The sequence below is a fragment of the Nocardia arizonensis genome, assembly GCF_001310275.1.
In the GTDB taxonomy this organism is placed as follows: Bacteria; Actinomycetota; Actinomycetes; order Mycobacteriales; family Mycobacteriaceae; genus Nocardia; species Nocardia arizonensis.
In genome coordinates this window covers 16,560-42,066 of the sequence record NZ_LGYZ01000017.1, presented here as the reverse complement: position 1 = coordinate 42,066, position 25,507 = coordinate 16,560, and the positions used below count along the sequence as shown (strand labels likewise).

Annotated in this window: 22 protein-coding genes and 2 pseudogenes; 14 read left to right on the top strand and 10 right to left on the bottom strand. The window is 67.0% G+C overall.

Annotated features, from left to right (window positions below):
• The first annotated feature begins 112 nt into the window (after positions 1-112).
• Together APZ21_RS03195 and APZ21_RS03190 are read left to right on the top strand one after the other, a co-directional pair.
• A pseudogene (locus APZ21_RS03195) lies at positions 113-1,279 on the top strand (IS3 family transposase).
• Between the two features lie 146 nt (positions 1,280-1,425).
• Positions 1,426-2,082, top strand: a complete 657-nt coding sequence (locus tag APZ21_RS03190; protein WP_054811690.1) for a GNAT family N-acetyltransferase — start codon at positions 1,426-1,428, stop codon at positions 2,080-2,082.
• A gap of 321 nt (positions 2,083-2,403) precedes the next feature.
• On the opposite strand, the gene APZ21_RS03185 is transcribed toward APZ21_RS03190, so the two are convergent.
• The 4 genes from APZ21_RS03185 to APZ21_RS03170 form a co-directional block, all read right to left on the bottom strand.
• A complete protein-coding gene (locus APZ21_RS03185; RefSeq protein WP_371391982.1) occupies positions 2,404-4,593 on the bottom strand; it encodes a heavy metal translocating P-type ATPase in 2,190 nt (729 codons plus the stop codon).
• A 77-nt stretch (positions 4,594-4,670) separates the two neighbouring features.
• Entirely contained in the window at positions 4,671-5,042 is a 372-nt protein-coding gene (locus APZ21_RS03180; protein WP_169812125.1) for a BlaI/MecI/CopY family transcriptional regulator, read from the bottom strand.
• Between the two features lie 142 nt (positions 5,043-5,184).
• Entirely contained in the window at positions 5,185-5,457 is a 273-nt protein-coding gene (locus APZ21_RS03175; protein WP_054811689.1) for a hypothetical protein, read from the bottom strand.
• 305 nt (positions 5,458-5,762) lie between these two features.
• A complete protein-coding gene (locus APZ21_RS03170) occupies positions 5,763-7,325 on the bottom strand; it encodes a multicopper oxidase family protein (RefSeq protein ID WP_054811688.1) in 1,563 nt (520 codons plus the stop codon).
• Positions 7,326-7,591: 266 nt separating this feature from the next.
• On the opposite strand from APZ21_RS03170, the gene APZ21_RS03165 reads away from it, so the two are divergent.
• The 8 genes and pseudogenes from APZ21_RS03165 to APZ21_RS03125 all read left to right on the top strand — a co-directional run bounded on the left by APZ21_RS03165 (position 7,592) and on the right by APZ21_RS03125 (position 15,050).
• Positions 7,592-7,981: a BlaI/MecI/CopY family transcriptional regulator gene (locus tag APZ21_RS03165; protein WP_082392784.1), complete on the top strand. Its 390-nt coding sequence runs from the start codon at positions 7,592-7,594 to the stop codon at positions 7,979-7,981.
• Positions 7,982-8,769: 788 nt separating this feature from the next.
• The gene (gene lpqS, locus APZ21_RS03155; protein WP_054811686.1) at positions 8,770-9,183 is read left to right on the top strand and encodes a putative copper homeostasis (lipo)protein LpqS; all 414 of its coding nucleotides are present in this window, start codon (positions 8,770-8,772) and stop codon (positions 9,181-9,183) included.
• Between the two features lie 154 nt (positions 9,184-9,337).
• Positions 9,338-10,417 carry a PLP-dependent cysteine synthase family protein gene (locus APZ21_RS03150; RefSeq protein WP_054811724.1) on the top strand — a complete coding sequence of 360 codons (1,080 nt, stop codon included), beginning with the start codon at positions 9,338-9,340 and terminating at the stop codon, positions 10,415-10,417.
• Positions 10,414-11,664, top strand: a pseudogene (locus APZ21_RS03145) (MFS transporter); the annotation flags it as partial. The gene APZ21_RS03150 and the pseudogene APZ21_RS03145, both read left to right, overlap by 4 nt.
• A 498-nt stretch (positions 11,665-12,162) precedes the next feature.
• Positions 12,163-12,837 carry a YcnI family copper-binding membrane protein gene (locus APZ21_RS03140; RefSeq protein ID WP_054811684.1) on the top strand — a complete coding sequence of 225 codons (675 nt, stop codon included), beginning with the start codon at positions 12,163-12,165 and terminating at the stop codon, positions 12,835-12,837.
• Positions 12,838-13,156: 319 nt separating this feature from the next.
• Complete coding sequence (locus APZ21_RS03135) at positions 13,157-13,627, top strand: hypothetical protein (protein WP_054811683.1); 471 nt, start codon at positions 13,157-13,159, stop codon at positions 13,625-13,627.
• A gap of 116 nt (positions 13,628-13,743) precedes the next feature.
• Positions 13,744-14,820 (top strand): urease accessory protein UreH domain-containing protein, encoded by a 1,077-nt coding sequence (locus tag APZ21_RS03130; protein ID WP_232998203.1) that lies wholly within the window; start codon positions 13,744-13,746, stop codon positions 14,818-14,820.
• Between the two features lie 14 nt (positions 14,821-14,834).
• Positions 14,835-15,050 (top strand): heavy-metal-associated domain-containing protein, encoded by a 216-nt coding sequence (locus APZ21_RS03125; protein ID WP_054811682.1) that lies wholly within the window; start codon positions 14,835-14,837, stop codon positions 15,048-15,050.
• Here the strand turns inward: APZ21_RS03125 and APZ21_RS03120 are convergent, their stop codons facing one another.
• The 3 genes from APZ21_RS03120 to APZ21_RS03110 all read right to left on the bottom strand — a co-directional run bounded on the left by APZ21_RS03120 (position 15,051) and on the right by APZ21_RS03110 (position 17,496).
• The gene (locus tag APZ21_RS03120; RefSeq protein WP_082392792.1) at positions 15,051-15,500 is read right to left on the bottom strand and encodes a DUF2752 domain-containing protein; all 450 of its coding nucleotides are present in this window, start codon (positions 15,498-15,500) and stop codon (positions 15,051-15,053) included. It abuts the gene before it with no gap.
• A 118-nt stretch (positions 15,501-15,618) separates the two neighbouring features.
• Positions 15,619-16,566: a M56 family metallopeptidase gene (locus APZ21_RS03115; RefSeq protein WP_054811680.1), complete on the bottom strand. Its 948-nt coding sequence runs from the start codon at positions 16,564-16,566 to the stop codon at positions 15,619-15,621.
• Between the two features lie 498 nt (positions 16,567-17,064).
• Positions 17,065-17,496, bottom strand: coding sequence for a hypothetical protein (locus APZ21_RS03110; RefSeq protein ID WP_146088986.1), 432 nt, complete (start codon positions 17,494-17,496; stop codon positions 17,065-17,067).
• 685 nt (positions 17,497-18,181) lie between these two features.
• Here APZ21_RS03110 and APZ21_RS03105 point away from each other — a divergent pair.
• Positions 18,182-18,388, top strand: a complete 207-nt coding sequence (locus APZ21_RS03105; protein ID WP_054811678.1) for a heavy-metal-associated domain-containing protein — start codon at positions 18,182-18,184, stop codon at positions 18,386-18,388.
• Positions 18,389-18,442: 54 nt separating this feature from the next.
• On the top strand, positions 18,443-20,692 hold the full coding sequence (locus tag APZ21_RS03100; protein ID WP_054811677.1) for a heavy metal translocating P-type ATPase: 2,250 nt from the start codon (positions 18,443-18,445) through the stop codon (positions 20,690-20,692).
• Positions 20,693-20,770: 78 nt separating this feature from the next.
• Here the strand turns inward: APZ21_RS03100 and APZ21_RS03095 are convergent, their stop codons facing one another.
• Complete coding sequence (locus tag APZ21_RS03095; RefSeq protein ID WP_228791112.1) at positions 20,771-21,121, bottom strand: hypothetical protein; 351 nt, start codon at positions 21,119-21,121, stop codon at positions 20,771-20,773.
• A 371-nt stretch (positions 21,122-21,492) separates the two neighbouring features.
• On the bottom strand, positions 21,493-23,091 hold the full coding sequence (gene serA / locus APZ21_RS03090) for a phosphoglycerate dehydrogenase (protein WP_054811675.1): 1,599 nt from the start codon (positions 23,089-23,091) through the stop codon (positions 21,493-21,495).
• A 271-nt stretch (positions 23,092-23,362) separates the two neighbouring features.
• Between serA and APZ21_RS03085 the strand changes: the two genes are divergently transcribed.
• Positions 23,363-23,767, top strand: coding sequence for a four-helix bundle copper-binding protein (locus APZ21_RS03085; protein ID WP_054811674.1), 405 nt, complete (start codon positions 23,363-23,365; stop codon positions 23,765-23,767).
• A gap of 183 nt (positions 23,768-23,950) precedes the next feature.
• On the opposite strand, the gene APZ21_RS03080 is transcribed toward APZ21_RS03085, so the two are convergent.
• On the bottom strand, positions 23,951-24,934 hold the full coding sequence (locus tag APZ21_RS03080) for a hypothetical protein (protein WP_146088985.1): 984 nt from the start codon (positions 24,932-24,934) through the stop codon (positions 23,951-23,953).
• A 251-nt stretch (positions 24,935-25,185) separates the two neighbouring features.
• On the opposite strand from APZ21_RS03080, the gene APZ21_RS03075 reads away from it, so the two are divergent.
• A complete protein-coding gene (locus tag APZ21_RS03075) occupies positions 25,186-25,407 on the top strand; it encodes a heavy-metal-associated domain-containing protein (RefSeq protein WP_054811672.1) in 222 nt (73 codons plus the stop codon).
• Positions 25,408-25,507: the final 100 nt, after the last annotated feature.

Here is a 25,507-nt window from a genome sequence, read left to right as displayed (position 1 = left end):
GAGGCACAACGAAGATGCAGTCACGCGTGACCCGGGATAGGTTCGGGGCTGCTGCAGGTGTAGGTGACAATCGAGATGGCTTGCCGGGAGGCGGGCCTGAGAGGATGTCACAGTGCCCAAGCCGTATCCGAAAGAGTTCCGCGACGACGTGGTCAGGGTCGCCCGCAACCGCGACGACGGGGTGACCCTCGACCAGATCGCGGCCGATTTCGGCGTCCATCCGATGACGTTGTCGAAGTGGATGCGCCAAGCCGACGTCGACGACGGGAACAAGCCGGGAACCACTCGCAGCGAGTCCGCCGAATTGCGTGATGCCCGCCGCCGGATCCGGTTGCTGGAGCAGGAGAACGAGGTCCTGCGGCGCGCGGCTGCCTATTTGTCCCAGGCTCAGATACCGGGAAAAGGCTCTACCCGCTCGTGAAAGAGCTTGCCGCCGACGGGATCCCCGTGGCGGTGACGTGCCGGGTGCTGCAGCTCGCTCGCCAGCCCTACTATCGGTGGCTGGCCGATCCGGTGACCGCCGCCGAGGTCGCCGAGGCGTATCGAGCCAATGCGTTGTTCGATGCGCACCGCGACGACCCCGAATTCGGCTACCGGTTTCTCGCCGACGAGGCCCACGAAGCCGGTGAGACGATGGCCGAGCGGACCGCGTGGCGGATCTGCTCGAGCAATCGGTGGTGGAGCGCGTTCGGCAAGTCCCGGCGCGGCAAGAACGCCAAACCAGGGCCGCCTGTCCACGATGATCTGGTGCAGCGGAACTTCCGCAGCGACGCACCAAATCGTTTGTGGCTCAGCGACATCACCGAACATCGCACCGGTGAAGGCAAGCTGTATTTGTGTGCGGTCAAAGACGTGTTCTCCAACCGGATCATCGGCTATTCGATCGATTCACGAATGAAGTCCCGGCTGGCGGTGACCGCGGTGAACAATGCTGTCGCCCGGCGAGGTGATGTGGCCGGTTGCATTCTGCACACCGATCGCGGATCTCAGTTCAGGTCAAGGAGATTCGTGCACACGCTCAACCGTCACCGTATGGTCGGATCGATGGGGCGCGTCGGCGCGGCCGGCGACAACGCCGCCATGGAAAGCTTCTTCAGCCTGCTGCAACGCAACGTGTTGGACCGGCAGCGCTGGGGAAACCCACGATCAGCTCCGGATCGCCATCGTCACCTGGATCGAACGCACCTATCACCGTCGGCGCCGACAAGCTCGGCTCGGCCGGTTGACCCCGATCGAATTCGAAACCATCATGTCCCCAGCAGCCCGACAGGCTGCTTAACCACTGTCACCCGATCTTGCAGCAGCCCCGTTCGCGTGAATCGGCGTCCCGCATCTGCAACTTCCGACGGGTTGCCAGCTCAAACGGGAGTGCGCGCGGGCAGCCTTCGTCGGAGCGTCGTGTCGAGGTGTAGACCGGCGTTGGTGATGGTGGTCGCGGTGGCGCGCTATTGCGCATCGCGTGTACTCCGTCTCGTGGTCACCTCGCTACGCACTCCGCGTCGTGTCATTCTTGTCGGCCGAACCTCCAGTGGTGAGCCGGTGATTCTGCGCCCTCCGCGACTGTCCGACGCGTCTACCTGGCGCGCGATCCGAATCGCCGACCGTTCGGCGATCGAGCCGTTCTGGCTGACCGACGAGCGGAGCTGGGAATCGCGCCACCGCGAGCGGGTGTGGATTCACGAGTGGCTATGGTCGAGAGCGGAGGCGAAGGCCGACCGTATCGTGCGCACGGTCATCGAGGTCGGTGGCCGATTCGCGGGACAATGCGACCTGTGGATACAGCCTCACGACAAGCGTGGCGAACTCAGTATCTGGGTCGACTCTCGACTGTCCGGGCGCGGCATCGGTGCGGCGGCGGGGCGTCTGATCGTCGGGTATGCCTTCGATGAACTGGATCTCGCGCGCGTCACTGCGCCGATAGATGTGGACAATGTCAACTCGAGTCGATTGGTTCGCCGGATCGGGTTGGTGCGTGAAGGCACGATGGTCAGCTATCTCAGCGTCGGTGGTAGGCGCCGCGATCACGATCTCTGGGCTGTCTCCGCTCAGTCTTGGGAGCGGTATCCGTCGGCCGAGTTGTGAGACCGGGCAGTCCAGTTTTCGGCGTCTAATACGTAGAGACATAGTAGGTGCATCTTGCGTGCTGCCGGTCCGCGAGCCGTCGGCACGTCGGGCCGGGAGAGCGGCGATGGGGCATCGTTTCGGGGAACTGGGGAGCGGTTGTGATGGACCGTGCCTGGTCGGCCGACGACACCATCACGGTCCGGCAGGTGTACGGCGACTTGCTTCGTGACCGAGAGATCGCCTACACGACCGTCATGACGACGGTGCAGGTTGTCCACCGTCATGACGACGGTGGACAACCTGCACCGCAAAGGATGGCTCGAGCGGACGCGACTCGGCTTAGTCAGCTAGCACCGCGTCCGGACTCAGGTCCAGGCGGCGGAGCAGTTGGGCATTGACCGCGACGACGACGGTAGAGGCCGACATCAGCAGGGCACCGACTTCCATCGGAAGTGTGATGCCCCAGTGCGAGAGCACGCCCGCGGCCAGGGGCACGGCGATGATGTTGTATCCGGCTGCCCAGACCAGGTTCTGGATCATCTTGCGGTAGGTGGCGTGCGACAGTTTGATCACCGATAAGACAGCGCGGGGGTCGTCGGAGGCCAGCACGACACCGGCGGAAGCGATAGCGACGTCGGTGCCGGCGCCGATGGCGATGCCGACGTCGGCACGGGCGAGGGCGGGGGCGTCGTTGACGCCGTCGCCGACCATCGCCACGGTGTGCCCGGCGTCTTGGAGGGCTTGGACTTTGGCGCCTTTGTCCTGGGGCAGGACTCCGGCGAAGACTTCGTCGATGCCGAGTTGGGCAGCGACAGTGCGGGCGACGGGCTCGGCATCGCCGGTGATCATGGCCACGTGGATGCCGCGAGCGTGCAGGGCCTTGATGGTCTGGGCGGATTCGGGGCGGATCTCGTCGGCCAGAGCTAGTGCCCCGATGAGCTTCCCGTCGCGCAGGACGTGCAGCACGGTCGATCCCTGCGCGGACCACTCGGCCGCAGCGGGTGCTGGGTCGAGGTTGTGCTGGTCGAGCATCGCGGGCCCACCGACGCTGATCTTTGTGCCGTTGATTGTGGCGGTGACTCCGACACCGTTCTGGGCGGTGAAATCTGTCGCGGTGGGAATGCTGATGCCGCGTTCGGTAGCAGTGTTGACGATGGCGCGACCCAAGGGGTGTTCGCTGTCGGACTCTGCGGCTGCGGCCAAGGCCAGGACTTCGTCGTCACCGATGCCGGGTTGGGTCGAGGTGGTGGCGACGACGGCGGGTTCGCCGCGGGTGAGGGTGCCGGTCTTGTCGAACAGGATCGCATCGACGGTGCGCATTCTTTCGAGAGCGCGGCGATCGGTGATCAGCACACCGGCTTTGGCAGCTCGTTCGGTCGCGATCGAGACCACAAGCGGGATCGCCAGTCCCAGGGCGTGGGGGCAGGCGATGACGAGCACGGTGATGGTGCGGGTGACCGCGGATTCGGGCTGCCCGAGCAGCAGCCAGGTGATCGCGGTGATGACCGCTGCGCCGGAAGCGAACCAGAACAACCATGCCGCGGCGCGGTCGGCCAGCACCTGGGCGCGTGAGGTCGAGTTCTGCGCTTCGGCGACCAGGCGCTGGATTCCGGCCAGCGCGGTGTCGGAACCGACTGCGGTGATCCGGACCCGTAGAGCGGAGTCGGTGGTGACGGTTCCGGCGACAACCCGGTCGCCGGGGCCACGGTGGACCGGGCGGGATTCGCCGGTGATCATGGATTCGTCGACGTCGGCGCTGCCGGTCTCGACGCTGCCGTCGGCAGGGACTCGTCCGCCCGGGCGGACGACGACCAGGTCGCCGGTGCGCAGGTCAGTGACCGGCACGGTGGCGGTGGTGCCGTCCTCTCCGAGACGTTCGGCTTCGTCGGGCAGCAACGCGGCCAGCGATTCCAGCGCGCTGGAGGCTTGGCCGAGCGAACGCATCTCGATCCAATGGCCCAGCAGCATGATCACAATGAGCAGTGCCAGTTCCCACCAGAAGTCGAGCTCGTGGGCCAGCAGGCCCAGTGTCGAGCCCCAGGAGGCGGCGAAGGCCACGGTGATCGCCAGCGCGATCAGCAGCATCATCCCTGGCTGACGGGAACGGATCTCGCTGACCGCCCCTGTCAGGAAGGGCCGTCCGCCCCAGAAGAACATCACGGTGCCCAGCGCAGGGGACACCCACTGCAACCCGGTGGGCACGGTGTAGCCGATGAGGTCGGCGAACATCATGTCCGCGGCGACGACCGGCACGGCCAGGGCGAGCATCACCCAGAACAGGCGCCGGAACATCGCGACGTGATCGCCGTGGCCCGCGTGCCCGCCGTGGCCTGTGTGCCCGGCGTGATCGTCGTGGGTGCCGTGGTCGGGTGCAGGCGCACCGTGATCGTGGCCGGAGGTGGCGGTGTGCTCGTGATGTTCGGGTCTCGGGTGCGAGGCCTCGTTGTGGTCAGGGCCACGGCTTCCGCCGTGTTCGTGAGTGTGGGCGGTCGCTGGGTCGGCGTCGGAGCGTAGGTGATCGCTGGACATGCGCTGACGTTCCTTTGGGTCGACGGCAGGGGCGCAGCCGCGGCCGAACTCGCCGCGACCAGGGCGAACGGGATGGCTCAGCTTTTGGATCGGTTGGATTTTCCGCGGCGGAGCAGGGCGCGCAAGGCCTCGGATTCATCCTCGCTGATCTGGTCGACGAAATGCGCCAGCACGAGATCGGAGCGCGTGCCTTCGAGGGCATCACGCATGAGCTGTGCGCTGTATTCCTCGCGGGTGAGGGTGGGCCAGTACAGGTATGCCTTGCCATGGCGTTCGCGGTCGAGCCAGCCCTTGCGGTGCAGGTTGTCCATGGTGGACATCACCGTGGTGTAGGCGATCTCGCGTTCGAGCAGCAAACTTTCGTAGACGTCACGGACGGTGAGGTCGTCTTCGGCCGCCCACACGCGCTCCATCACGACGGCTTCGAGATCGCCGAATCGGTGTGCCACGACCAACCTCCTGACAGGAACCTTAAATCTACGTAGCAATATCGTAGGTTGTTCGGTGATGTTCTGTCACTTCGACCTGGTCGAAGTGCAGATGAGGGTCGATCGCCATCGTGGGATCGACCCTCATCTGACCAGGCCTGTGTTACCAGCTGCCGGTGCGCGGAAGCGGGAATCCGGGCCGGTAGTTGTTGAGCAGCGGGGCCTGATGGTTGCGGTGGTTGCCGTGGCGACTGCCCGGGTGGTGGTCACGGTGGCGGTTGTCGTGTGCGGCGGAGACCTCGGTGGCCGATGCGGTGGTGCCGGCGTCGGCGAGCGCCGGAGAGGCGAGCGTGGCAGTGGCGGCGACGGTGAAGATCGCAAGGCCGACGCTAGTGGCGATCCGGCGCGTGCTCTGCGGTGAGGATTTGGTGTTCATAGTGGCCTATCTCGTAGAACTACTATCTACGTACGCAGATAGTAGTTTGCTTGTCACGTCGCCCTGGTGGAATTTCGTGGGTCGGCCGACTGGCGACTCGACGGCCGACCCACGTGACCCGTTGGGGGTCACATTTGACAGCACGAGGCCATCATCGAGCACATCCAGTCGCACAACATCTTCATCGGGTTCATCGGTCGGTCACCTCCTTTCGCATCGGTGGCGGGCATCAGGTATCGGTGGGCGGTACGCGCACTGACGCGCGGTGGAAACCGCGGCATGGGGCAGCGGCACTCGGCCTGGGGTTATTGCTCGTAGGAGACGACGGCCATCATCCCGGCTTCACCGTGGTAGACGTTGTGGCAGTGCAGCATCCACTGGCCGGGGTTGTCGGTGTCGAAGTCGACTTCGACGGTCTGGTTGGGCACCACGATCAAGGTGTCCTTGCGTGGCCCGGCCCCGGAGCCGGTGACGACCTGGAAGGTGTGGCCGTGCAGGTGCATCGGGTGCCACATCATCGTCTTGTTGTTGAACCGCAGCCGGACCCGTTGCCCGGCAGTCACATCCAGCGGGGCATGGTCGGGGAAGGCTTTGCCGTTGATCGTCCAGATGTATTTGTTCACGTCGGCTTCCAGGACCACATCGAGGATCTGATCAGGTTTGCGGTCGGGCAGCCGGACGGCCTCGGCCGCGCTCAGCCTGTCCGCTGACAGCGGGATCGCGGCCAGTTCGGTGGGGCGAGCATCCGGCGGTGGTGGAGTGCCGGATCCGGTTCGGATGAGCGCGAAGCCCTGACCGGTCTTGCCTTCGGCGGAGGCGACCAGCGGGAACACCCCGTCGCCGAGTTCGACCACGGCGTCGTAGCGTTCGCCCATCCCGATGAGGATGTTGGCGGTCGACACCGGATCCACGGGGAAGCCGTCGGTGTGGGTGACCCGTAGCTGGTGACCACCGAGGGCGACGCGGAAGGCGGTGTCGGAGGCAGCGTTGATGATGCGCAGCCGCATCCGCTGTCCCGGGCGGCCCTGCAGGACCACGGGGTCGGTGCCCAGGCGCCCGTTGATCAGGTAGTAGGGGTATTGCACGTCGCCGGTGTCGGTGCCCAACGGCATCGCCGGGTCACTGGGTGCCGACATCGGCGCCGAGCCGCTCATCGACATTCCGCCGTGGTCCATGCCGCCGGATTGCCCTCCCATGTCCATTCCGGCCATGCCCTGCTCACGCAGCCTCGCCAGCTCCTTGTCCGGGTCGCGGCCGTCGACACCGTCGAGCCAGTCGTCGAGCACGATGACGGCTTCGGTGTCGTAGTCGGATCCCTCGTCAGGGTCCTCGATGATCAGCGGGGCGTAGAGGCCGCGGTCGAGCTGGACACCGACGTGCGGGTGGAAGAAGTAGGTGCCCGCATCGGGAACGGTGAATTCGTAGCGGAAGTTCGCGCCCGCGGCGATCGGGTCCTGGGTGATCTCGGGAACGCCGTCCATGTCGTTGCGCAAGGCGATGCCGTGCCAATGCACCGTCGTCGGCGCGGGCAAAGCATTACTCAGTTCGGCACGCAGCACCTCCCCGCGGCGCAACCGGATCTCACGCCCGGGCAGGGAGCCGTCGTAGGTCCAGGTCTGGACCTGGACCCCGCCGAGATCGACCGTGCTCGGCGCGGGACGCAGCGATACCTCGCGCACCGCCGCGGTGGCCGATCGCCGGGTGTCCTCGGCGGATCGGACCGCTTCGGAATCGGGGCCGACCGGAGAACGCTGAGGCGAGGTGGAATTCCCGCATGCCGCCAGCAGTGCGGCTGTGCCCGCACCGGCGCTCAGCGCCAGAAAGTTGCGCCGGGTTCTGAGCATGCCGAGGTTGGGTGGTGACGACATGGGCGTCTCCTTCGTCGTGTCGATACCGGTGATCGACTGGCCGGTGAATGACTGGGTTTGTGCAGGTGAAGAGGATTTCTCGTCGCATGCTAGGGCGCTCGTGTGTGGGGAGAGGCACGTGAGCGGGCGTGTTGGTTGTTCACCTCGTTGCCGCGCGAGTGAAACGAATTCGTCCTACGATCACGGCCAGGCTGTCGCGCGCGTCTCGTCGCCGAGATCTGCGCGGCCCGCTCGGTGCGGGTAAGCCGGAAGGTGAGGAGGTTCGGGTGGCAGGCGGCGGGTTCGGCGAGCTGGAAACGGTGGTCATGGACACGGTGTGGTCGGCCGGCGAGCCGGTCAGTGTTCGCCAGGTGCGCGAGGTGATCGCCGGCGGGCGTGAGATCGCCTACACCACGGTGATGACCACCATGGACAACCTTCACCGCAAGGGCTGGCTCGACCGTGAACGCCATGGTAGGGCCTACCTCTACTGGCCCACTCTGACTCGCGAGCAGTACAGCGCCGGACTGATGCGCGCCGCGCTCGATGCGGGCGGCCGCGCTGAAGACGTGCTGGCCCGGTTCATCGAAAGGATGACCCCCGCGCAATCGCAGCGGTTGCGTGAGGCGCTGCGGCAGCGGCCGCGAGGGATCGATCACCCCGACTCCAGCGGCTAGCGGGGTCCGGAGCACACGCGAGGTGTGCAGTGGCCGCCGTCGTCGGACGGGTCGTGGCGACCGGCGTCGGCGCGATCGTGTCCGTGCCCGCGTGGACCACCATCGGTGCTGTGGCCGTTGTCGACGCGAGAGTTGCCATGCCAGGCGGTGCCCCGGCCGTCATCGGCGCCCGCGGGTCGGCCGCTGGTCCCCGAGGCCGACGGTGCCGCGGTCGCGGGAACAGCGACCAGAAAGGTCGCAGCCGCGGCGATCGATGTGGCAGCCAGCAGGCGGGCGGGAAGGCGATGTCGCTGGGGTCGGGCGGTGGTGGTCATGATGGTCCCTTTCATCGTTGCCGGTGCGGTTTACCGCCGGCGGGCGGCGGGTTAGCCGCATTCGGACGAACAAACGGTGCTCGTCACGTGCTCGTCACCGGGGCATGTCACGGATGTGACTCGCGCAAGGTCTTGTGGTCCGACACGCCGAGGCGTGCGCCTGATCACACAACACAAACTATTTACGTACCGAGATAGTAGATTGATCGCTGTGGTTGTCAACCAACCCTCCGCTTGCGGATAGGGTAGGAACCGCCAAAAGTATTGGTGCCCAGCGTGATCGAGTTCGGGAGGTGGAGTTTGCGCAGCAAGGCAGCGTGGGGGCTCTCCGCGCCGGTCTACGACACGAAGACGGGCACACGATCCCATCGCGACGCTGTGGATGTGGCGGCGGCGCCATTGCGTTCGCCGTTATGTGTTCGTTATTGTCGCGGCATCGTGAATTCTCTCGGTCGGATGCGCAGGGGTAGCTGGTTGGCAGTTCTGCTGCTGGCCGCCCTGGTGATCGTTCCTGCCGCCGATTGCCTGCTCTTCAATGATCAGACCGGCTCACGTGTCCATCACGCGCTCACCGCTGCCGCGCCCGTCAGCGCGACTGACCACGACCACGCCGATTTCGACGCCGCGACCGGCCACGACCACGCCCTCCCTACCGTCGACGCGACCCAGCTGTGCATCGCGCACGCCGGGCACTGCCCGGACAAGGCGCTGCCGCCGGGCATCGTGTCGCTGACGCTGGCCGCTCTGGTGCTCGCCGCTTTCACCGCGGTCTGGACGCCGGCGTCGACACCGGACTCCCGCGCTGGTGGTATTCGTGGGCCGCCTACTGCGCCGCGTTCGCCTGATGGGCGCACTGTACTGACTCTGTTCTGTATTTCCCGACGCTGATCGGTCAGCGCCAGGCCGATCCGTCGTGTCCGGCCGGTGCTCGCTGCCCATCGTCGTGGCGTACCGCGAAAGCGGTCGCCTGTGCAGAGAAGAGACAGCAACCGTGAACAACACCTCGACCTTCCCCACCCTCGAACTCGCCCACACCCGTCGCATGCTGGGCGCCCCAGATGCCATCGATGCACCCCGCGGTCTGGTCGGCAACACCCCGGTGCTGCGGATCGGAGAACCTCTGGCCGGCGCCGATCGCGGGTTCTGGGCCAAGCTGGAAGGGTTCAACCCTGGCGGGATGAAGGACCGTCCCGCGCTGCACATGGTGCAGAAGGCGCGCGAACGCGGCGATCTGGCGCCTGGCGCGCGCATCGTCGAATCGACCAGCGGCACGCTGGGCCTGGGGTTGGCGCTGGCCGGGATGGTGTACCAGCACCCGGTGACCGTGGTCACCGACCCGGGGCTGGAACCGATCGTCGCCCAGATGCTGGCCGCCTACGGCGCCACGGTCGACCTGGTCACCGAACCGCACCCGGTCGGTGGCTGGCAGCAGGCGCGGCGCGACCGGGTCGCCGAGCTGCTGGCTGCCGAGGACGACGCCTGGTGCCCGGATCAGTACAGCAATCCCGACAACGTCGAGGGCTACGAATCCCTGGCTTTGGAGCTGATCGAGCAGCTGGGCACCGTCGATGTCCTGGTGTGCGCGGTCGGCACCGGCGGACACTCGGCCGGAGTCGCGCGCGTGCTGCGCCGCTACAACCCGGAGATGAAACTGGTCGGCGTCGACACGATCTCCTCGACGATCTTCGGCCAACCGGCCGGGCCGCGGCTGATGCGCGGCCTGGGTTCGAGCATCTACCCCGCCAACGTCGACTACGCGGCCTTCGACGAAGTCCACTGGGTCGCCCCGGCGGAATCGGTGTGGGCGTGCCGCACACTGGCAGCGACACACCACGCCACCGGCGGGTGGAGCGTGGGCGCGGTCGCGCTGGTCGCCGGATGGGCCGCCCGCGTCGCCGCGCCGTCGACCCGAATCGCCGCGGTGTTCCCCGACGGGCCACACCGCTACTTCGACACCATCTACAACGACGCCTACTGCGCCGAGCACGGGCTCCTCGACACCACCCCGCCGATCGCGCCCGAAGCGATCAGCCACCCCGGTGAACGGGTCGTGCAGCGCTGGACCCGCTGCACCACGGTGGTCTCGCCGACGGCAATGGCAGAAGGAGAACTCGCCTCGTGACCGTGGTCACCAAATTCGCCAGTTTCGACCGGCCCGCGCAGCTGTTGATGATCAACCAGTTCGGCATCAACCTCGGCTTCTACATGCTGATGCCGTACCTGGCCGGATACCTGGCCGGCCCACTGGGGCTCGCGGCGTGGGCGGTCGGACTGGTCCTGGGTGTACGCAACTTTTCCCAGCAGGGCATGTTCCTCATCGGCGGCACCCTGGCTGATCGGCTCGGCTACAAACCGTTGATCGTGGCCGGATGCTTGCTGCGTACCGGCGGCTTCGCGCTGCTGGTCTTCGCCGAATCCCTGCCCGCGGTGTTGATCGCTTCCGCGGCGACCGGCTTCGCGGGCGCGTTGTTCAATCCGGCCGTGCGCGCCTATCTGGCCGCTGACACCGGCGAGCGCCGCGTCGAGGCGTTCGCGGTCTTCAACATGTTCTATCAAGCGGGCATCCTCGCCGGACCGCTGGTCGGGCTGGCGTTGATGGCGGTCGACTTCCGCGTCACCGCCGGGGTCGCGGCGGCGGTGTTCGCCGCGTTGACCATCGCTCAGCTGTTCGCCCTGCCCGCCCGCCGCGGTGAAGCCCCGGCCGAGAAGACCTCGGTGCTCGACGACTGGCGCCGGGTCATGTCCAACCGGCGGTTCCTGGCGTTCTCGGTAGCGATGATCGGCTCGTATGTCTTGTCGTTCCAGGTGTATCTGGCCTTGCCATTGCAAGCGGAATTCATCGCCGGGGCACGCTCGCAAACCCTGGTCTCGGCCTTGTTCGTGGTTTCCGGCGTCGTCGCTGTCGCCGGTCAGCTGCGCATCACCGCGTGGTTGCGTGCCCGCTGGGGGCCGGGCAAGAGCCTGGTCGCCGGCATGGCCGTGCTCGCTGCGGCGTTCATCCCCTTGATCATCGTGCCCACCACGGGGCTTTTCGGCACCGTGGCCGCGGTGACCGCGCTGCTGGTCACCACCACGCTGCTGGCGATCGGCACGGCGGCGGTGTTCCCGTTCGAGATGGACACCGTGGTCTCGCTGTCGGGAAACAAGCTGGTCGCCACCCACTACGGCTTCTACAACACCGTCGTCGGTGTCGGCATCCTGGTCGGCAACCTGGCCACCGGTACCCTCGTCGGCGCCGCGCGCGACGCCGGACTGGACTGGGTCGTCTGGGCGGGCTTGACCGCGATCGGCGTCATCGCCGCCTACGCCTTGGCCCGGCTGGAACGATCCGACCGCACCGCGACCGCGCCCGAGCAGCACGTCACCGGACGTCATCGTCTGCCCAGCGGACGCCACCGGCTCACCGAACCCGCCTTTGCGGGCTCGGATCCGGTGACCACCCCATTGCGCCGCCGATCCGGGCGCGGCATCGAACCGGTGAATCGGCTCGGTACGGCGACCAAGCCCCGACCGGCGGCAGAATCCGACCAGCGCACCTACCGCCGCCAGCCCCTACCGCCGCGGCCGCGGACAGCCGTCGGTGAAGACCGACACGGTCCCGGGCCTCGTCTCCCGAACGGCGCGCCGCGCCCGTGGCCGGGTTCGGAGCCCGAGCGACGCGGACACCGCCGGGTCCAACCACCGGCGCCCCGCACACACTCCTCTGCCGAGGACCGGCGCTCGCGTTATCCCGCCGCCGGACCGGAAACCAGGCGGTGAGGCCCGCCTGGTTCCACAGCCAGGCCGGTGATGTCGTCGAGCGCCGGGGCCCTCCCATCGGGTCCCGGCCTCTGATCGTTGCTCACCACCTACTCAAGGAAATATGACATGACCACAGTTCTGCGGCGCCTGGCCGTCACCTTCGGCGCCGCTGCGGCCGCCACCGTGCTCGCCGGCGGTATCGCCTCGGCGCACCTGGGTGTCGAAGCCCCCGGCGCCAAGCAAAACACCTCCGCGGTATTGACCTTCCGCATCTCCAACGAATCCGAGCAGGCCTCGACCACCGCGTTGACGGTCGAGCTGCCCGGCCTCAAAACCGCGCGCACCGAACCGCTGCCCGGATGGACCGCCACGGTGAACCGGGATGCGGCCAAGATGGCAACCTCGGTCACCTGGACAGCGGATCCAGGGGCCGGTGTCGGCCCAGGCCAGTTCCAGCGTTTCGATCTCTACGCCGGGCCGCTGCCCACCCAGGACTCCGTCGCCTTCCGCGCCGTTCAGACCTACAGCGACGGCAAGGTCGTCACCTGGGACCAGCCCAGCACCGAGGGCGCACCCGAACCGGAATTCCCGCTGCCGGTCCTGGCTCTGGCACCCGCTCCCGCCGGCGACGGACACGGACACTCCCACGCCGCCGCCCCGGCAGCCCAGGACGAGCACGATGCCGAGACCGGCACTGATTCGGCGACGCGCTGGATGGCTGCGGGCGGGCTGGGACTGGGCGTGATCGCCGCGGCCGTCGCGGTGGCCGCACTGGCACGCACCCGCCGTACCACTCGATAGTCACTGAGCGGCCAGTGGGTGCAGATGCAGAAAACAGCCGCGCTAGCACTCACTGGCCTGGACAAGGCCACGCACGGCACTGTTCGGGGACGTGGCAGCATTCGCCGAGAATCGGGCAGCACGCTGTCGCCTTTGCGATGCCGCCATGCCTTCGCCCAGGGCGCCGCCGCGCTCACCAAGGCAAGTGGAACCCGGAGTGCCGGGCTGTGAAGTCTCAGCCTGAGTTGAGGCCGCTGGCGTCGAGGGCGGCAAACGAACACGACCGTAGTGATCGCGGGCGGGCTGCGCGTCCTACTGGATCGCTTAGTAGGATCACCGCGTGATCTTCGCGCCGATGACTGCACGACGAGCCGCGCTGCTGCGGCTTGCGGTGGCGCTGTCGGCGTTCGTCGCGATCGCCCTCGTGCACGGGGCGCAGTGCCAGACCGGCATGCCGATGACGATGGCGCACTCGGCCGCCATGGTCGGTGGTGTGGCGGGTCAGTGTGGTGGTGCGCAGGTTGGTGATGCCGGAATCCACGAGCATGATCACGGCCCTGATTCCGGGGTGGGCGTCCAGGCTGCCGATACGCCGTTGACGGTGGCCGACGATGCCGTGCCTGCCCCGCCGGTGGGTCTGGTGATGGCGTGTTTGGCGGCATTCCTGGCGATGCTGGCGACACTCGCCTTTCCGCGGCGCGACGTCGTTGCCACTGTGCTTCGCCGAGCCCCGGATGTCGCGATGATACGGGTGCGGGCGGTCCTGCCGCGTGCACCGACCTTGGCCGAACTCTGCGTGTTGCGGACATAGGAGCGGGCGCCCGGGATGTGTCCGATGTTGTGACCGTCTCGGGTCTCGCGCCGCCGACTCTGTCGTCGGCGCGAACTGTCATGCCGTTGTCTTTCCTTTCCTCGCAGGAGTCTTTCGTGAATCTTTTTCCTGTTCTGGTGACCGGCTTGTTCGCCGGCGGTGTGTCGTGTGCTGCCGTGCAAGGCGGTCTGCTCACCGGTCTGATCACCCGTCAGCGCGCCGCCGCAGCGGCGGGTGTCGGCGCTGCATCGGCCTCCAACAGTGCCGCTGGGACAACGACGGGCCAGCCGCGTTGGGGCCAACGGGTCGTCGATGATCTCGCCCCGGTCGGCGGGTTCCTTGCCGGGAAATTGTTGTCGCACACCGTGCTCGGCGCGGTCCTGGGTGCCGTCGGAGGTGCCGTGCAGTTGTCGACCGGTGCCAGGACCTGGCTGCAGATCGGGGCAGGGCTGTTGATCATCGTCTTCGGTCTCGCGCAGCTGGGCGTGCCGGGGTTCCGAGGCATCGTGGTCGAACCACCCGCGTCCTGGATGCGGGTACTGCGCAAGCGGGCACGTTCGCAGGCCGCGCTTGCTCCGGCGGTGCTAGGTGTCTCGACGGTCCTGATCCCGTGCGGGGTGACGCTGTCGGTGGAGGCGCTGGCCTTGGCCTCGGGCTCGCCGTGGTGGGGTGCGGCGATCATGGCGGTCTTCGTGCTCGGTACCAGCCCGCTGTTCGCGATCCTCGGATACGCCGCCCGGGTCGCGGCCACGGTGTGGCGGGGCAGACTGGCCCTGGCCACCGGTGTCGTGGTGCTCGCGATGGGCTTCTACACACTCAACGGAGGCCTCGAGCTCGCCGGTTCGCCGCTAGCGGCCAGCCGGATCACCGAGTCGATCGGATTCGAACCCCCAGCAGCAGACGCCTCGGCCGCTGTCGTCGCCGACGGTGTGCAGACCCTGACAATCACCGCCAAGACCGGCTCCTACGGTCCCAAGAATATCGAAGCCGTCGCGGGCATCCCGACCACGCTCGTCGTCAAGACCAACCGAACACAAGGATGTGTTCGGTCGATGGTTGTTCCGAGTCTCGGCATCACCGCGACGCTGCCGACCAGCGGCGAAACCCGCATCGACCTGGGCACTTTGCAGCCCGGCCGCTTGGACTACACCTGCGGTATGGGCATGTACTCGGGCATGATCACCATCCTCTGAAGGGGCAACTCCGCATGACCACCCACATTTTCCGGATCGAGGGCATGCACTGCGGCAGCTGCGCACTGCTCATCGACGACACCCTCGAAGACCTGCCCGGCGTGGCCGGCACGCAGACTTCGATGAAGAAGGGCCGCAGTACCGTGGAGCTCGATGTCGCGGTCACCACCGTCGAGGACGTGATCGCCGCGATCACCGAGTTGGGCTACACCGCGGTGGTCACTCGATAGTTACGGGACCGGCCAGGGTTGGGTCAGCAGGTCGGCGTTGACCTGCTGGCGCACCCACAACCCCAGCACCGCGACCACGGCGACGATCCGCAATACGCGGCGTAGTCCTGGACGCAGCGCGATCTGTAACCAGTGGCCGGTGAGCACTCCGATCGCGCCGCGCGCCAGGGCAAGGAGGGCGACGGCGGCGAGGACAAGGACGCCGGGATTGTAGCGAAGAGACTCCGACACTTCGCCGGTCAGCAGCAGGTAGGTGGCCCGGGTTCCGCCGCAGAAAGGGTCCATGAGCCCGAGGAAATGCGTCGGTCCGTGCAGATCTACCGATGGGACACCGACAACCCGTAGCGCCGCGGCGCCGCCGAGGAATACGAGAGCGGACAGCGTCAGCCACTGCAACCGGTCACCACCGGGCCAGCGGGCGGCGTCGGGGACCAAGGACCGACCTGCCATCATCGACTCCTTCACCTTCCTGGATACAAGACGTAGTTCACAAGACGCCGAACAACCGCCAGCGCGATCGCCGGACGCAAGCCGAGCTTGCCCCGCGACCGGCGGGCCCTTGCCGGGTTCAGGTGCCCAGCGCGCAGACACCGATCCCACCTGCCGCGGCCAGGGTCGCGATCATCGGTCCCAGGACGACCGCGGCGATAGCGGCCGAGGCGGCGACACGATTGATCCGGGTGGGTGCCGGGGGATCCGCGAGGCGGCGAACCCGATCGACCAGCCCCACTTCAGTGGCCGCGACCGGGGCCATGCCGTGATTGTCGGCCAAGGTCACCAGCGCCTCGCAGACAGTAATGGGTCCGTAGATGTCGGCGGCGGCGTCGTCGGCGATCATCTCGGTCAGGCGCGCCACCTGCGCGGCGCCGGTGGCGAACAACTCGATGCGGGGGAACACCGAGGCGAGTGCTCGGGTGAAGGCGAGTAGCAGGTGGTGGCGTCCACGCAGGTGGGCGCGTTCGTGGGCCATGACCGCGGCCAGCTGTTCCTCGTCGAGGGTGGCGACGATGCCCTGGGTCAACACGATGGTGTTCGGGTTGCCTGCCACCGAATAGGCCGCCGGTTCGGGATGATCGAGCACCACCGCGTCGTGGCGGTCATGACGGCGACCGACCATCCGTGCCGCCTGCGCATGCTGATGAGTCACCGATCGAGCCCGGACCAGCGAACGGCACAGCCGCCACGCCGCGACGAAAGCCGCGAGTGCCGCCAGCCCTGTCAGCGTCCACAGGCCGATCTGGACAGCGATTCCGTACGAGCCGGCCGCGGCGTCGTGCAGTTGCCTGAAACAACGTCCGAGATCCAGATGTTGATCGGCGAGCAGATCGCGGACGACATCGACGCCGAGGAAGGCAACCGCGACGGCCCAGGACAGCAGGACCGAGACGATAGCGCTGAGCCAGGCTACCAGGCCCAAGCGGGGATGTTGCCCGTCGCCGGCCGTGCGCAGCAACAGTGGCGGCGCCAGCACCGCCACGACCACGGTGTAGGCCAGTAGGCACAGTGCCACACTCATGAGAGCGCCCGCGGCGTATCTGTATCGACGACCACGACCGTACGCACGAACATCGATGGCACCGATTGGCTCCTCTGCCGGGTCGAGATACGGGCGTTGTACACAGCATTTGCGGCTCGCCAACATACTATCGGCCCCTGAAGGCGGCCAATGATCGCGCCGCCGCGGCGCCGCTACCGATCATCTGCCGGGTAGTTGCATTCCGCGTATCTACTATCTACTATCTACTGACGTAGATAGTACTTGCGCCGTTCTCGGCGCGGGCGCCCCTAAGAGCCAGGGGCGTTGGTCACGGCTCTGGGCGCGCGATCCCCTCATCTCGCGCGCTCGGAGCCGGCCTTCGGGAGTGAGGGCGACGACTCGTGGCGTCGCCCTCACTTTTGTTCTACTAGCAGGGCCGCCCGGGCCGTCCGCCGTATGGCCGCCCGCGGCGAACGCAGGCCACGTTTCCCGCCATGACCCCGTCGCCGGAAAGTGTTGCCGCAGCCTGGGTTCCGATCAGCTCACGATGATTTCGGTGCTCATGCCGAGTTCTCGATGGTTTCCCACCGAGCACCACAGCGTGTAGGTGCCGGGCTCCAAATCGACGGCCAGCTCACCGGATTCGCCTCTTTCGATCCGCGGTGTGCGCCGCGACTCCACACCTGGACCCTCGATCGCGAGATCGTGGGAGACCGATCCGGAGTTTTCGACGACGAACGTGTATGCACCCGCAGTCGATGGGGGGTTGGCTATGTTGATGGAGAACTCGTTCTCGCTGACGGCGATCTGTGTCGAGTTGCCCGGGCTCGATGTGATGGCGGATTCTCGATCGGTTGCCGCGCCGGGATCCCCGCCCCCAGAGCTGCATGCCGCCAACGCCAGTGCCGACAGCGCGGCCAGTGTCGTAAGCGCCTGCCGCTTTGTCCCCCAGCCTCGTCTGGGCGTCATGGCGTCTCCCTGGTGTCCATGTAGACCGAGCTTGTCGCCAATTCCACAGATTACTCTCCGGACCGGCGAGGGTCTATGGATGCGCAAGCGGCGGCGAATCCCCTCACCGCCATGGCGCTGGAGCAGCGGTGGAGCGCTGCGATCGTGGATCGCTGCGGCGGTTGGTCCAACTTCCCGGCGAATGCCGACACTGATCGCAACGTCCGCGTCCGAATGTGGATCGCCGAACGGGGCTGTTGCATTCCTCGGCAGCCCTGACTACCGTTCTACTGAGTAGAATAGTACTTGTGCCGAAATGGTGATCCCGGCACAGGGGCACCCCTAGGACCGGGGGTGTCGGCTGGGGCGGAGGCGTGCGATTTCCTTCATCTCGCCTCCGCCCCCGTCATCGAAAATGCGGTAGGTGACGAGGTCGGGGCGTCACCTCCGCCCTTCTCCCGCAGCTGCCTGGTCGCGACGGGGCTGCCCGGGGGTGTGATGCAGTTCGGCTGGCGCGTTCTCAGGCTGGCGGATGTCGGTCCACTGTCACGCACATTGCATTTCGCCTCCTGTGGGTCGGCTCCGGATGTGAGGGGAATCGCCGCGGCCGGAGCGGTCACCGAAGAGCAGCAGCGCACAATACCCGCGGGGGGTATGATGGGGGTCATGCGGTCGGAGGCGCCGCAGAGCAAGGAGACGATCAGCCATGACCACCACAACTGTGACCGTGACCGGAATGACCTGCAGCTGCTGCGCGAATTCGGTGAACAAAGAAGTCGGCAAGATTGCGGGTGTCACCGCAGTGGAGGCTGACTTCGCCAGCGGGCGCGTGACCATCGAAGCGGCAGATACCGTCGAGCGAAGTGTCATCGCCGCTGCTGTCAGCGAGGCCGGCTATCAGCTTGCCGACTGATCGAACCTGTCACTACCTCTAGCCAGATTTTCCCAGTACGGAACGGAGCCTGCGATGGGCACCACGACGCAACCGTCCACCCGGATCGAGTTGGCGATCGGTGGCATGACCTGCGCGTCGTGCGCCAATCGCATCGAGAAGAAACTGAACAAGCTCGACGGGGTCACCGCCACGGTCAACTACGCCACGGAGAAGGCGCGCGTGGAATACTCCGGCGACCTCACGCCCGAGGACCTGGTCGCCACGGTCGAGGAAGCCGGTTACACCGCCGCGCTCCCGATCTCGAAGGCCGGGAAACCGGACGCGTCAGCACCCGAAGGCGACGATCCCACGGCCTCACTGCGCGAGCGTCTGCTCATCTCGCTGGTCCTGACGGTGCCGGTGATCGCGATGGCGATGATTCCGGCACTGCAGTTCACCAACTGGCAGTGGCTGTCGCTGACACTGGCCGCGCCGGTGGTGATCTGGGGTGCCTTGCCCTTCCACAGAGCGGCCTGGACCAACTTGCGCCACGCCACCGCCACGATGGACACCCTCATCTCCATCGGCACGCTCGCCGCGCTCGGCTGGTCGCTATACGCACTGTTCTGGGGTACTGCGGGTATGCCGGGCATGACGCACCCGTTCGAACTGACCATCGCCCGCGAAGGTGGGGCCGGGAACATCTATCTCGAGGTGGCGGCCGGAGTCACCACCTTCATCCTCGCCGGCCGCTACTTCGAGGCCCGATCCAAGCGGCAGGCCGGTGCCGCGCTGCGAGCGTTGCTGGAACTGGGCGCCAAAGACGTATCGGTGCTGCGCGACGGCAAGGAACAGCGCATACCGGCCGAGCAACTCGCCGTGGGCGACTTGTTCGTCGTGCGCTCCGGTGAGAAGATCGCCTCCGACGGCGTCGTCGTGGAAGGCTCCTCCGCGGTCGACGCATCGATGCTGACCGGGGAATCGGTGCCCGTCGAGGTCAGCGTCGACGACGCGGTGGTCGGCGCCACCGTCAATGTCGGCGGCCGGATCGTGGTGCGTACCAGCCGTGTCGGCTCTGACACCCAGCTGGCCCAGATGGCCAAGCTGGTGGAGGAAGCTCAGAACGGCAAGGCCCAGGCGCAGCGGCTGGCCGACAAGATCTCCGGCATCTTCGTCCCCATCGTGATCGCCCTGTCGGTGGCGACCCTGGGGTTCTGGCTCGGCACCGGAGGCTCTGTCGCCGCGGCCTTCACCGCCGCGGTCGCCGTGCTGATCATCGCCTGCCCCTGCGCACTAGGCCTGGCCACGCCCACCGCGCTGATGGTCGGTACCGGTCGCGGCGCGCAGATGGGTGTCCTGATCAAGGGCCCGGAGGTGCTGGAATCGACCCGGCGGGTCGACACCGTGGTGCTGGACAAGACCGGGACCGTCACCACCGGCAAGATGAGCCTGCTCAAGGTGTATGCCGCCGACGGCGAGGACGAGTTGCAGATCCTGGAGCTGGCCGGAGCGCTCGAGGATTCCTCCGAGCACCCGATCGCGCAGGCGATCGCCAAGGCCGCCCGGGACAAGCTCGGCGACCTCGCGCCAGTACAGGGCTTTGCCAACGTCGAGGGCCTGGGTGTGGAGGGCGTAGTCGCTGACCGCAGGGTTGTCGTCGGGCGTCGCCGAATGCTGGCGCAGCGAGCGCAAAGCATGGACTCGGACTTGGAACGAGTCATGGCCGTCGCCGAATCCGAGGGGAAAACGGCCGTCGCGGCGGCCTGGGACGGGAAGGCGCGCGGTGTCCTGGTCGTCGCCGATACCGTGAAACCGACCTCCGCCGACGCGATAACCCAACTGCGTGCGCTGGGGCTGACACCGATCTTGCTGACCGGCGACAACGCGGCCGCGGCGCGGGCCATCGGCGAGGAGGTCGGCATCGAGGAGGTGATTGCGGAGGTGCTGCCGCGCGAGAAGGTCGATGTCATCACGAAGCTGCAAGCCCAGGGCAAGGTCGTCGCGATGGTCGGCGACGGCGTCAACGACGCGGCGGCTCTGGCCCAGGCCGACCTCGGCCTGGCCATGGGCACCGGCACCGACGTGGCGATCGAGGCCAGTGACCTGACTCTGGTCCGAGGCGATCTGCGGGCCGCGGCGGACGCGATCCGGTTGTCGCGCCAGACGCTCGGCACCATCAAGGGCAACCTGTTCTGGGCGTTCGCCTACAACGTTGCCGCCTTGCCGCTGGCGATGGCAGGTCTGCTCAACCCCATGCTCGCCGGTGCGGCGATGGCGTTCTCGTCGGTGTTCGTGGTCAGCAACAGTCTGCGTTTGCGAGGCTTCCGCTCCAGCAACAGCTGACGGGCGAATGCCGCCCTGACGCCACGCCAGCTCGCTGCGCAGCGAGCTGGCGTGGCTGTCGGGCCGCGATATACGCAATCAGTTGATGTCGATTGTCCCGTCGAAGATCAATGGCGTCGGGCCCGGTTGGCATCCCCGGAAGCTGTTCGTCGGCATCGGGACTCCGTAGCCGATCCGGCTCGGTTCCCCGTTGACGCCCTTGGTGACAGTGATCTGGATGGCCATCGAGTCCGGTGCGAACATCATGACCGGTTCGGCAGTCGTGATCGGATAGATCAGCGAGACGGTGTTTCCGTTGATCGTCAGACAGGTCACCGGGCCGGTCACGCGTACCGGTAGCGGCATATTCCCCAACCGGCCGCTCGCGACATAGGTGCCCGTCGCCGGTCCATCGCCGGTGCCTTGGGCGTCGATGTGGAGCACGTTCATGCCCACCACCTGCATATTGCCGTCGATCGATACCGAGCCTGGGTCAGCGGCGGCCGCTCCAGCACTCGCGGCTATCGCTGCGGACGCCAGGGCCGCGGATGCGGCGAGTCGAGTGAGCTGAGCAATCATTGGTATGCCTCCTCAGTCAGTGTTCCCTGCGAGCCGCATACCCGGCATCCAGGCGTTCACGCGACCCTCTGCCCCTGACACGTCGTGCCGGTATCGTCACCGACCTGTCCCCATTGTGTGCAACGGGGACCGGTCGCTGGGGATGCGGAACTGCGCGTCACGCTACGCTTCGTGTCCGTAGTTGCGGTGAAGGCTTTGTCGCCGGGCGCGTCACTTCGAGGAGTGCTGGATTGTCGGTGTGATCAGGCCAGGTCGACCAGGACGACCTTGGCGGCGCCGACGGCCTCGGCGATCGCGGTCTGCACCTCGGCGGGCACCTCGCGGTTGACGCGCAGCACCACGGTGGCGCCCTCGGCGTCCACGTCCTGGCTCAGCTGCGCGGCCAGGATGTCGATCTCGGCCTCGCCCAGCTTGGTGCCGATCTTGCCCAGCGCGCCCGGCTTGTCGCTGTAGTTCAGCACGGCCAGGTTCAGGCCCTCGGCGCGCATGTCGTAGTTGCGGCCGTTGATGTTGACGATCTTCTCGACCAGGTTGGGCTCGGTCAGCGTGCCGGCCACGTTCAGGGTCGAGCCGTCGCCGAACACGGCGCGCAGGTCGACGACGCTGCGGTGGTTCGGGCTCTCGGTGGCGGTGGTGACCTCCGCGGTGATGCCGCGCTCCTTGGCCAGCGCCGGGGCGTTGACGAAGGTGACCTGGTCCTCGACCAGCGCCGAGAACACGCCGCGCAGCGCGGACAGCTCCAGCACGGCCACGTCCTGCGAGGCGAGCTCGCCGCGCACCTGCACCTCGACGCTGACGGGCAGCTCGTTGGCGATGGCGCCGAGCAGCGCGCCCTGCTTGCGGACGACGTCGAGCCACGGCGCGACGACATCGTTGACCGCGCCACCGGTGACGTTCACCGCACCCGGCACGAACTCACCGGCCAGCGCCAGCAGCACCGACTTGGCGACATCGGTGCCCGCGCGGTCCTGGGCCTCGGCGGTGGAGGCGCCCAGGTGCGGGGTCACGACGACCTCGGGCAGCTCGAACAGCGGGCTGTCGGTGCACGGCTCGGTCTCGAACACGTCCAGACCGGCGGCCCGCACGTGGCCGGACTTGATCGCGTCGGCCAGCGCCTGCTCGTCGATCAGGCCACCGCGCGCGGCGTTGACGATGATGACGCCCGGCTTGGTCTTGGCCAGGGTCTCGGCGTTGAGCATGCCCTTGGTCTCGGGCGTCTTGGGCAGGTGGATGGAGATGAAGTCGGCGCGCTCGAGCACCTCCTCCAGGCTCAGCAGCTCGATGCCGAGCTGGGCGGCACGCGCGGGCGAGGTGTAGGGGTCGTAGGCGACGATCTTGGTCTCGAAGGCGGCGAGGCGCTGCGCGAACAGCTGGCCGATGCGGCCGAGGCCGATGACGCCGACGGTCTTGCCGAGGATCTCGACACCGTTGAACTTGCTGCGCTTCCAGGTCTTCTCGCGCAGGGTCGCGTCGGCGGCCGGGATCTGGCGGGCGGCGGCGAGCAGCAGGGTGACGGCGTGCTCGGCGGCGGTGTGGATGTTGGAGGTCGGGGCGTTGACGACCATCACGCCACGCTCGGTGGCGGCGGGCACGTCGACGTTGTCGAGGCCGACGCCGGCACGGGCGACGATCTGGAGCTTCTTGCCCGCCTCGAGCACCTCGGCGTCGACGGTGGTGGCGGAGCGCACGAGCAGCGCGTCGGCCTCGGGGACCGCGGCGAGCAGGGCCGGGCGGTCGGGGCCGTCGACCCAGCGAACCTCGACACCGTCACCGAGCGCGTCGACGGTCGACTGGGCGAGCTTGTCGGCGATCAGAACTACAGGACGGCCTGCTTGGCTCACTGTGGGGTACTCCTCTGTGCTGGGTTCGACGATGAGTTCGTGTCGAACGGACTACGAATATCTACGTAGTTAGACAGTAGATATCGGCTCGGTGTGGAGCAACCGATCCGAGGTGTGGCGCGCGCCATGGCCTGCTGGGTGCCGGCTCCCGCAACCCGCGAGACGATCGCCCCGTGGCCGGTCGAGTCCGCCGGTTCGCTGCGGTTTCGCCCCCCGGTGGCCGGGTAATGCACCGACGACCAGCTGGAACTTTTCGTCGAGGAGGAAACTCATGGGTACCGTCGCTGAACTGCTCGACTCGTATCCGGCCGATCTCGGCCAGGTCGACCGGAATGTACTTGCCACGTGCATCGAACGATGTTTCGAATGCGCACAGGCCTGCACCGCGTGCGCGGATGCCTGCTTGAGCGAGCCGAGCGTGGCCGAAATGGTCAAGTGCATCAGATCCGATCTCGACTGCGCCGACATCTGTGACACCACAGGAAGAGTGTTGTCGCGTCACACCGGCTACGACGCGAACTTGACCCGAGCGGTTCTCGAAGCCTGTGCGACCGCGTGCGCGAGCTGCGCGGATGAATGCGAACGCCATACCGCCCACGAACACTGCCGGGTCTGCGCGCAGACATGCCGACGCTGTGAAACGGCGTGCAGGGAATTGATCGCAGCCCTCGGCTGAACGCCGACTCGGCGCGCCCGGGCAGTCGAGCCGCATATCCGGCGCGGCCACGACGGCGCTGGATATGCGGAAATGAATCATGTTCACGTCGATTGCGGGCACCCGAGAGCGATGCTACGTAGGAAAGTCGTAGAAACGGTCGGCTTTGCCCGTTGAGCGCGCCGGGATCTCTCCTCCGCAGGCTTAGGTTCCCTCACGCCTTTCGGGTAGAGCAGAGATGATCGCCACCGACATCAAAGCGGACAGCACTACCGTCCCGGTGGCGAGTTCTGCCGACCACGCGACTCCCGGGCCGAGCTGCAAGGCCGCGAACTGCGCCGACCACAGCATCGTCGGCAGCGCGGCCGCGACAACCGCCACTGTCGGCACCCGGGGCATCCAGGCTGTGCCTACCGCGACGAGCCCTTCGATGACCAGCCCGGCAACGACGGCGGCCACCACGACCGAGGGGCGGGTGAAGTTCTGCACGGTCTGGGCGAGGATGGCCAATGCAGTGACGAAGGCTGTGATCGCACCGACGGGCAATCGCCGCCGCTTCAGCAGCAGCGCAACCGGGACCACGACCAGCGCGGTAGTGATCAGATAGGCGCCGAGTCCGGCCTGGGCCGGGATCTCGGTGGCGTAGTGCGCCGGGGTGCCCTCGGGGAAGTCGCCGACTGCGCGCAGTGGTGCGTCGGTGGTGAACGCGGAGACATAGCTGAGGGCAAAGCCGACGATCGCGGTGATGGCAGTCGCGGCGATGACCGCGGGCACGGCCCACAACGGTGCTGAGGGCTGTTTGATCTGGGTCGCGCGCAGCGGGCCGGAGAACAGCAGAACGGCCCCGGTGAACAGGAGTAGGTGAGTCGGGCTGACCAACGCGTCGAGCCCGGATTCGACCCCGAACCTCAGATGCCACGCCATGTCCGCGAGCCCGGCGGCGGCGAAGACGCCGACCCCGGCCAGCGACCCACCGTACCCCCGCGGCATCGACACCGCCGCCGACATCAGCGATCGACCTGTTCTACGGCGCCGCACGCCCATCGTCAACAGCAGGGCAGCCGCTGCGCCGACGCCGGAATACAACAGCAGATGCCACCAGGTGAAGAACGAGTCCGGTAAATCCAGGTAGTGCGCACGCCCGTCCAGGTGTACGGCCAAGACGATCCAGACGCTCGTGGCGGCCATGGCGAGGTCCTCGCCTCGGGTGCTGTCAGCGGTTCGCGCCTCGATGCCGGCGCGATCACTCCCTTGTGTTTTCACCACGGCCAGGCCCCTTTCCGATTCGATGCGAGTCCCGGTGACCCACGTCACCAATATACCCCCGCTAGGTATATGGGTAAATGGCTCGATACCTATACCCCCTAGGGGTTTACATTCACGAGATGATGTCGTAGCGTCTCTCCTCGGAAAGCAACGCCACACAAGGAGACCCGGCCATGAGCACCACAACCACCACGAGCACCTACGTCGTTTCGGGCATGTCCTGTGGCAGCTGCGTCGGCAAGGTCAGCGCCGGACTCGAAAAGCTCTCTGGCATCGACGACGTCGGCATCGATCTGACCAGCGGCGCGGTCACCGTCACCGGCGCCAGCGCCGCAGACGCCGCACTGATCCAGGCCACCGTCGAAAACCTCGGCTACGAACTCGTCCAGAGCTGACCCCGGCCGGTCGTCGTGTCCCCGCCCACGGCGTGACACGACGACCGGGAATCGGGGGCCCGCAGCGTCCCATGACGGTCGCCACCCTCAGCTAGACCTG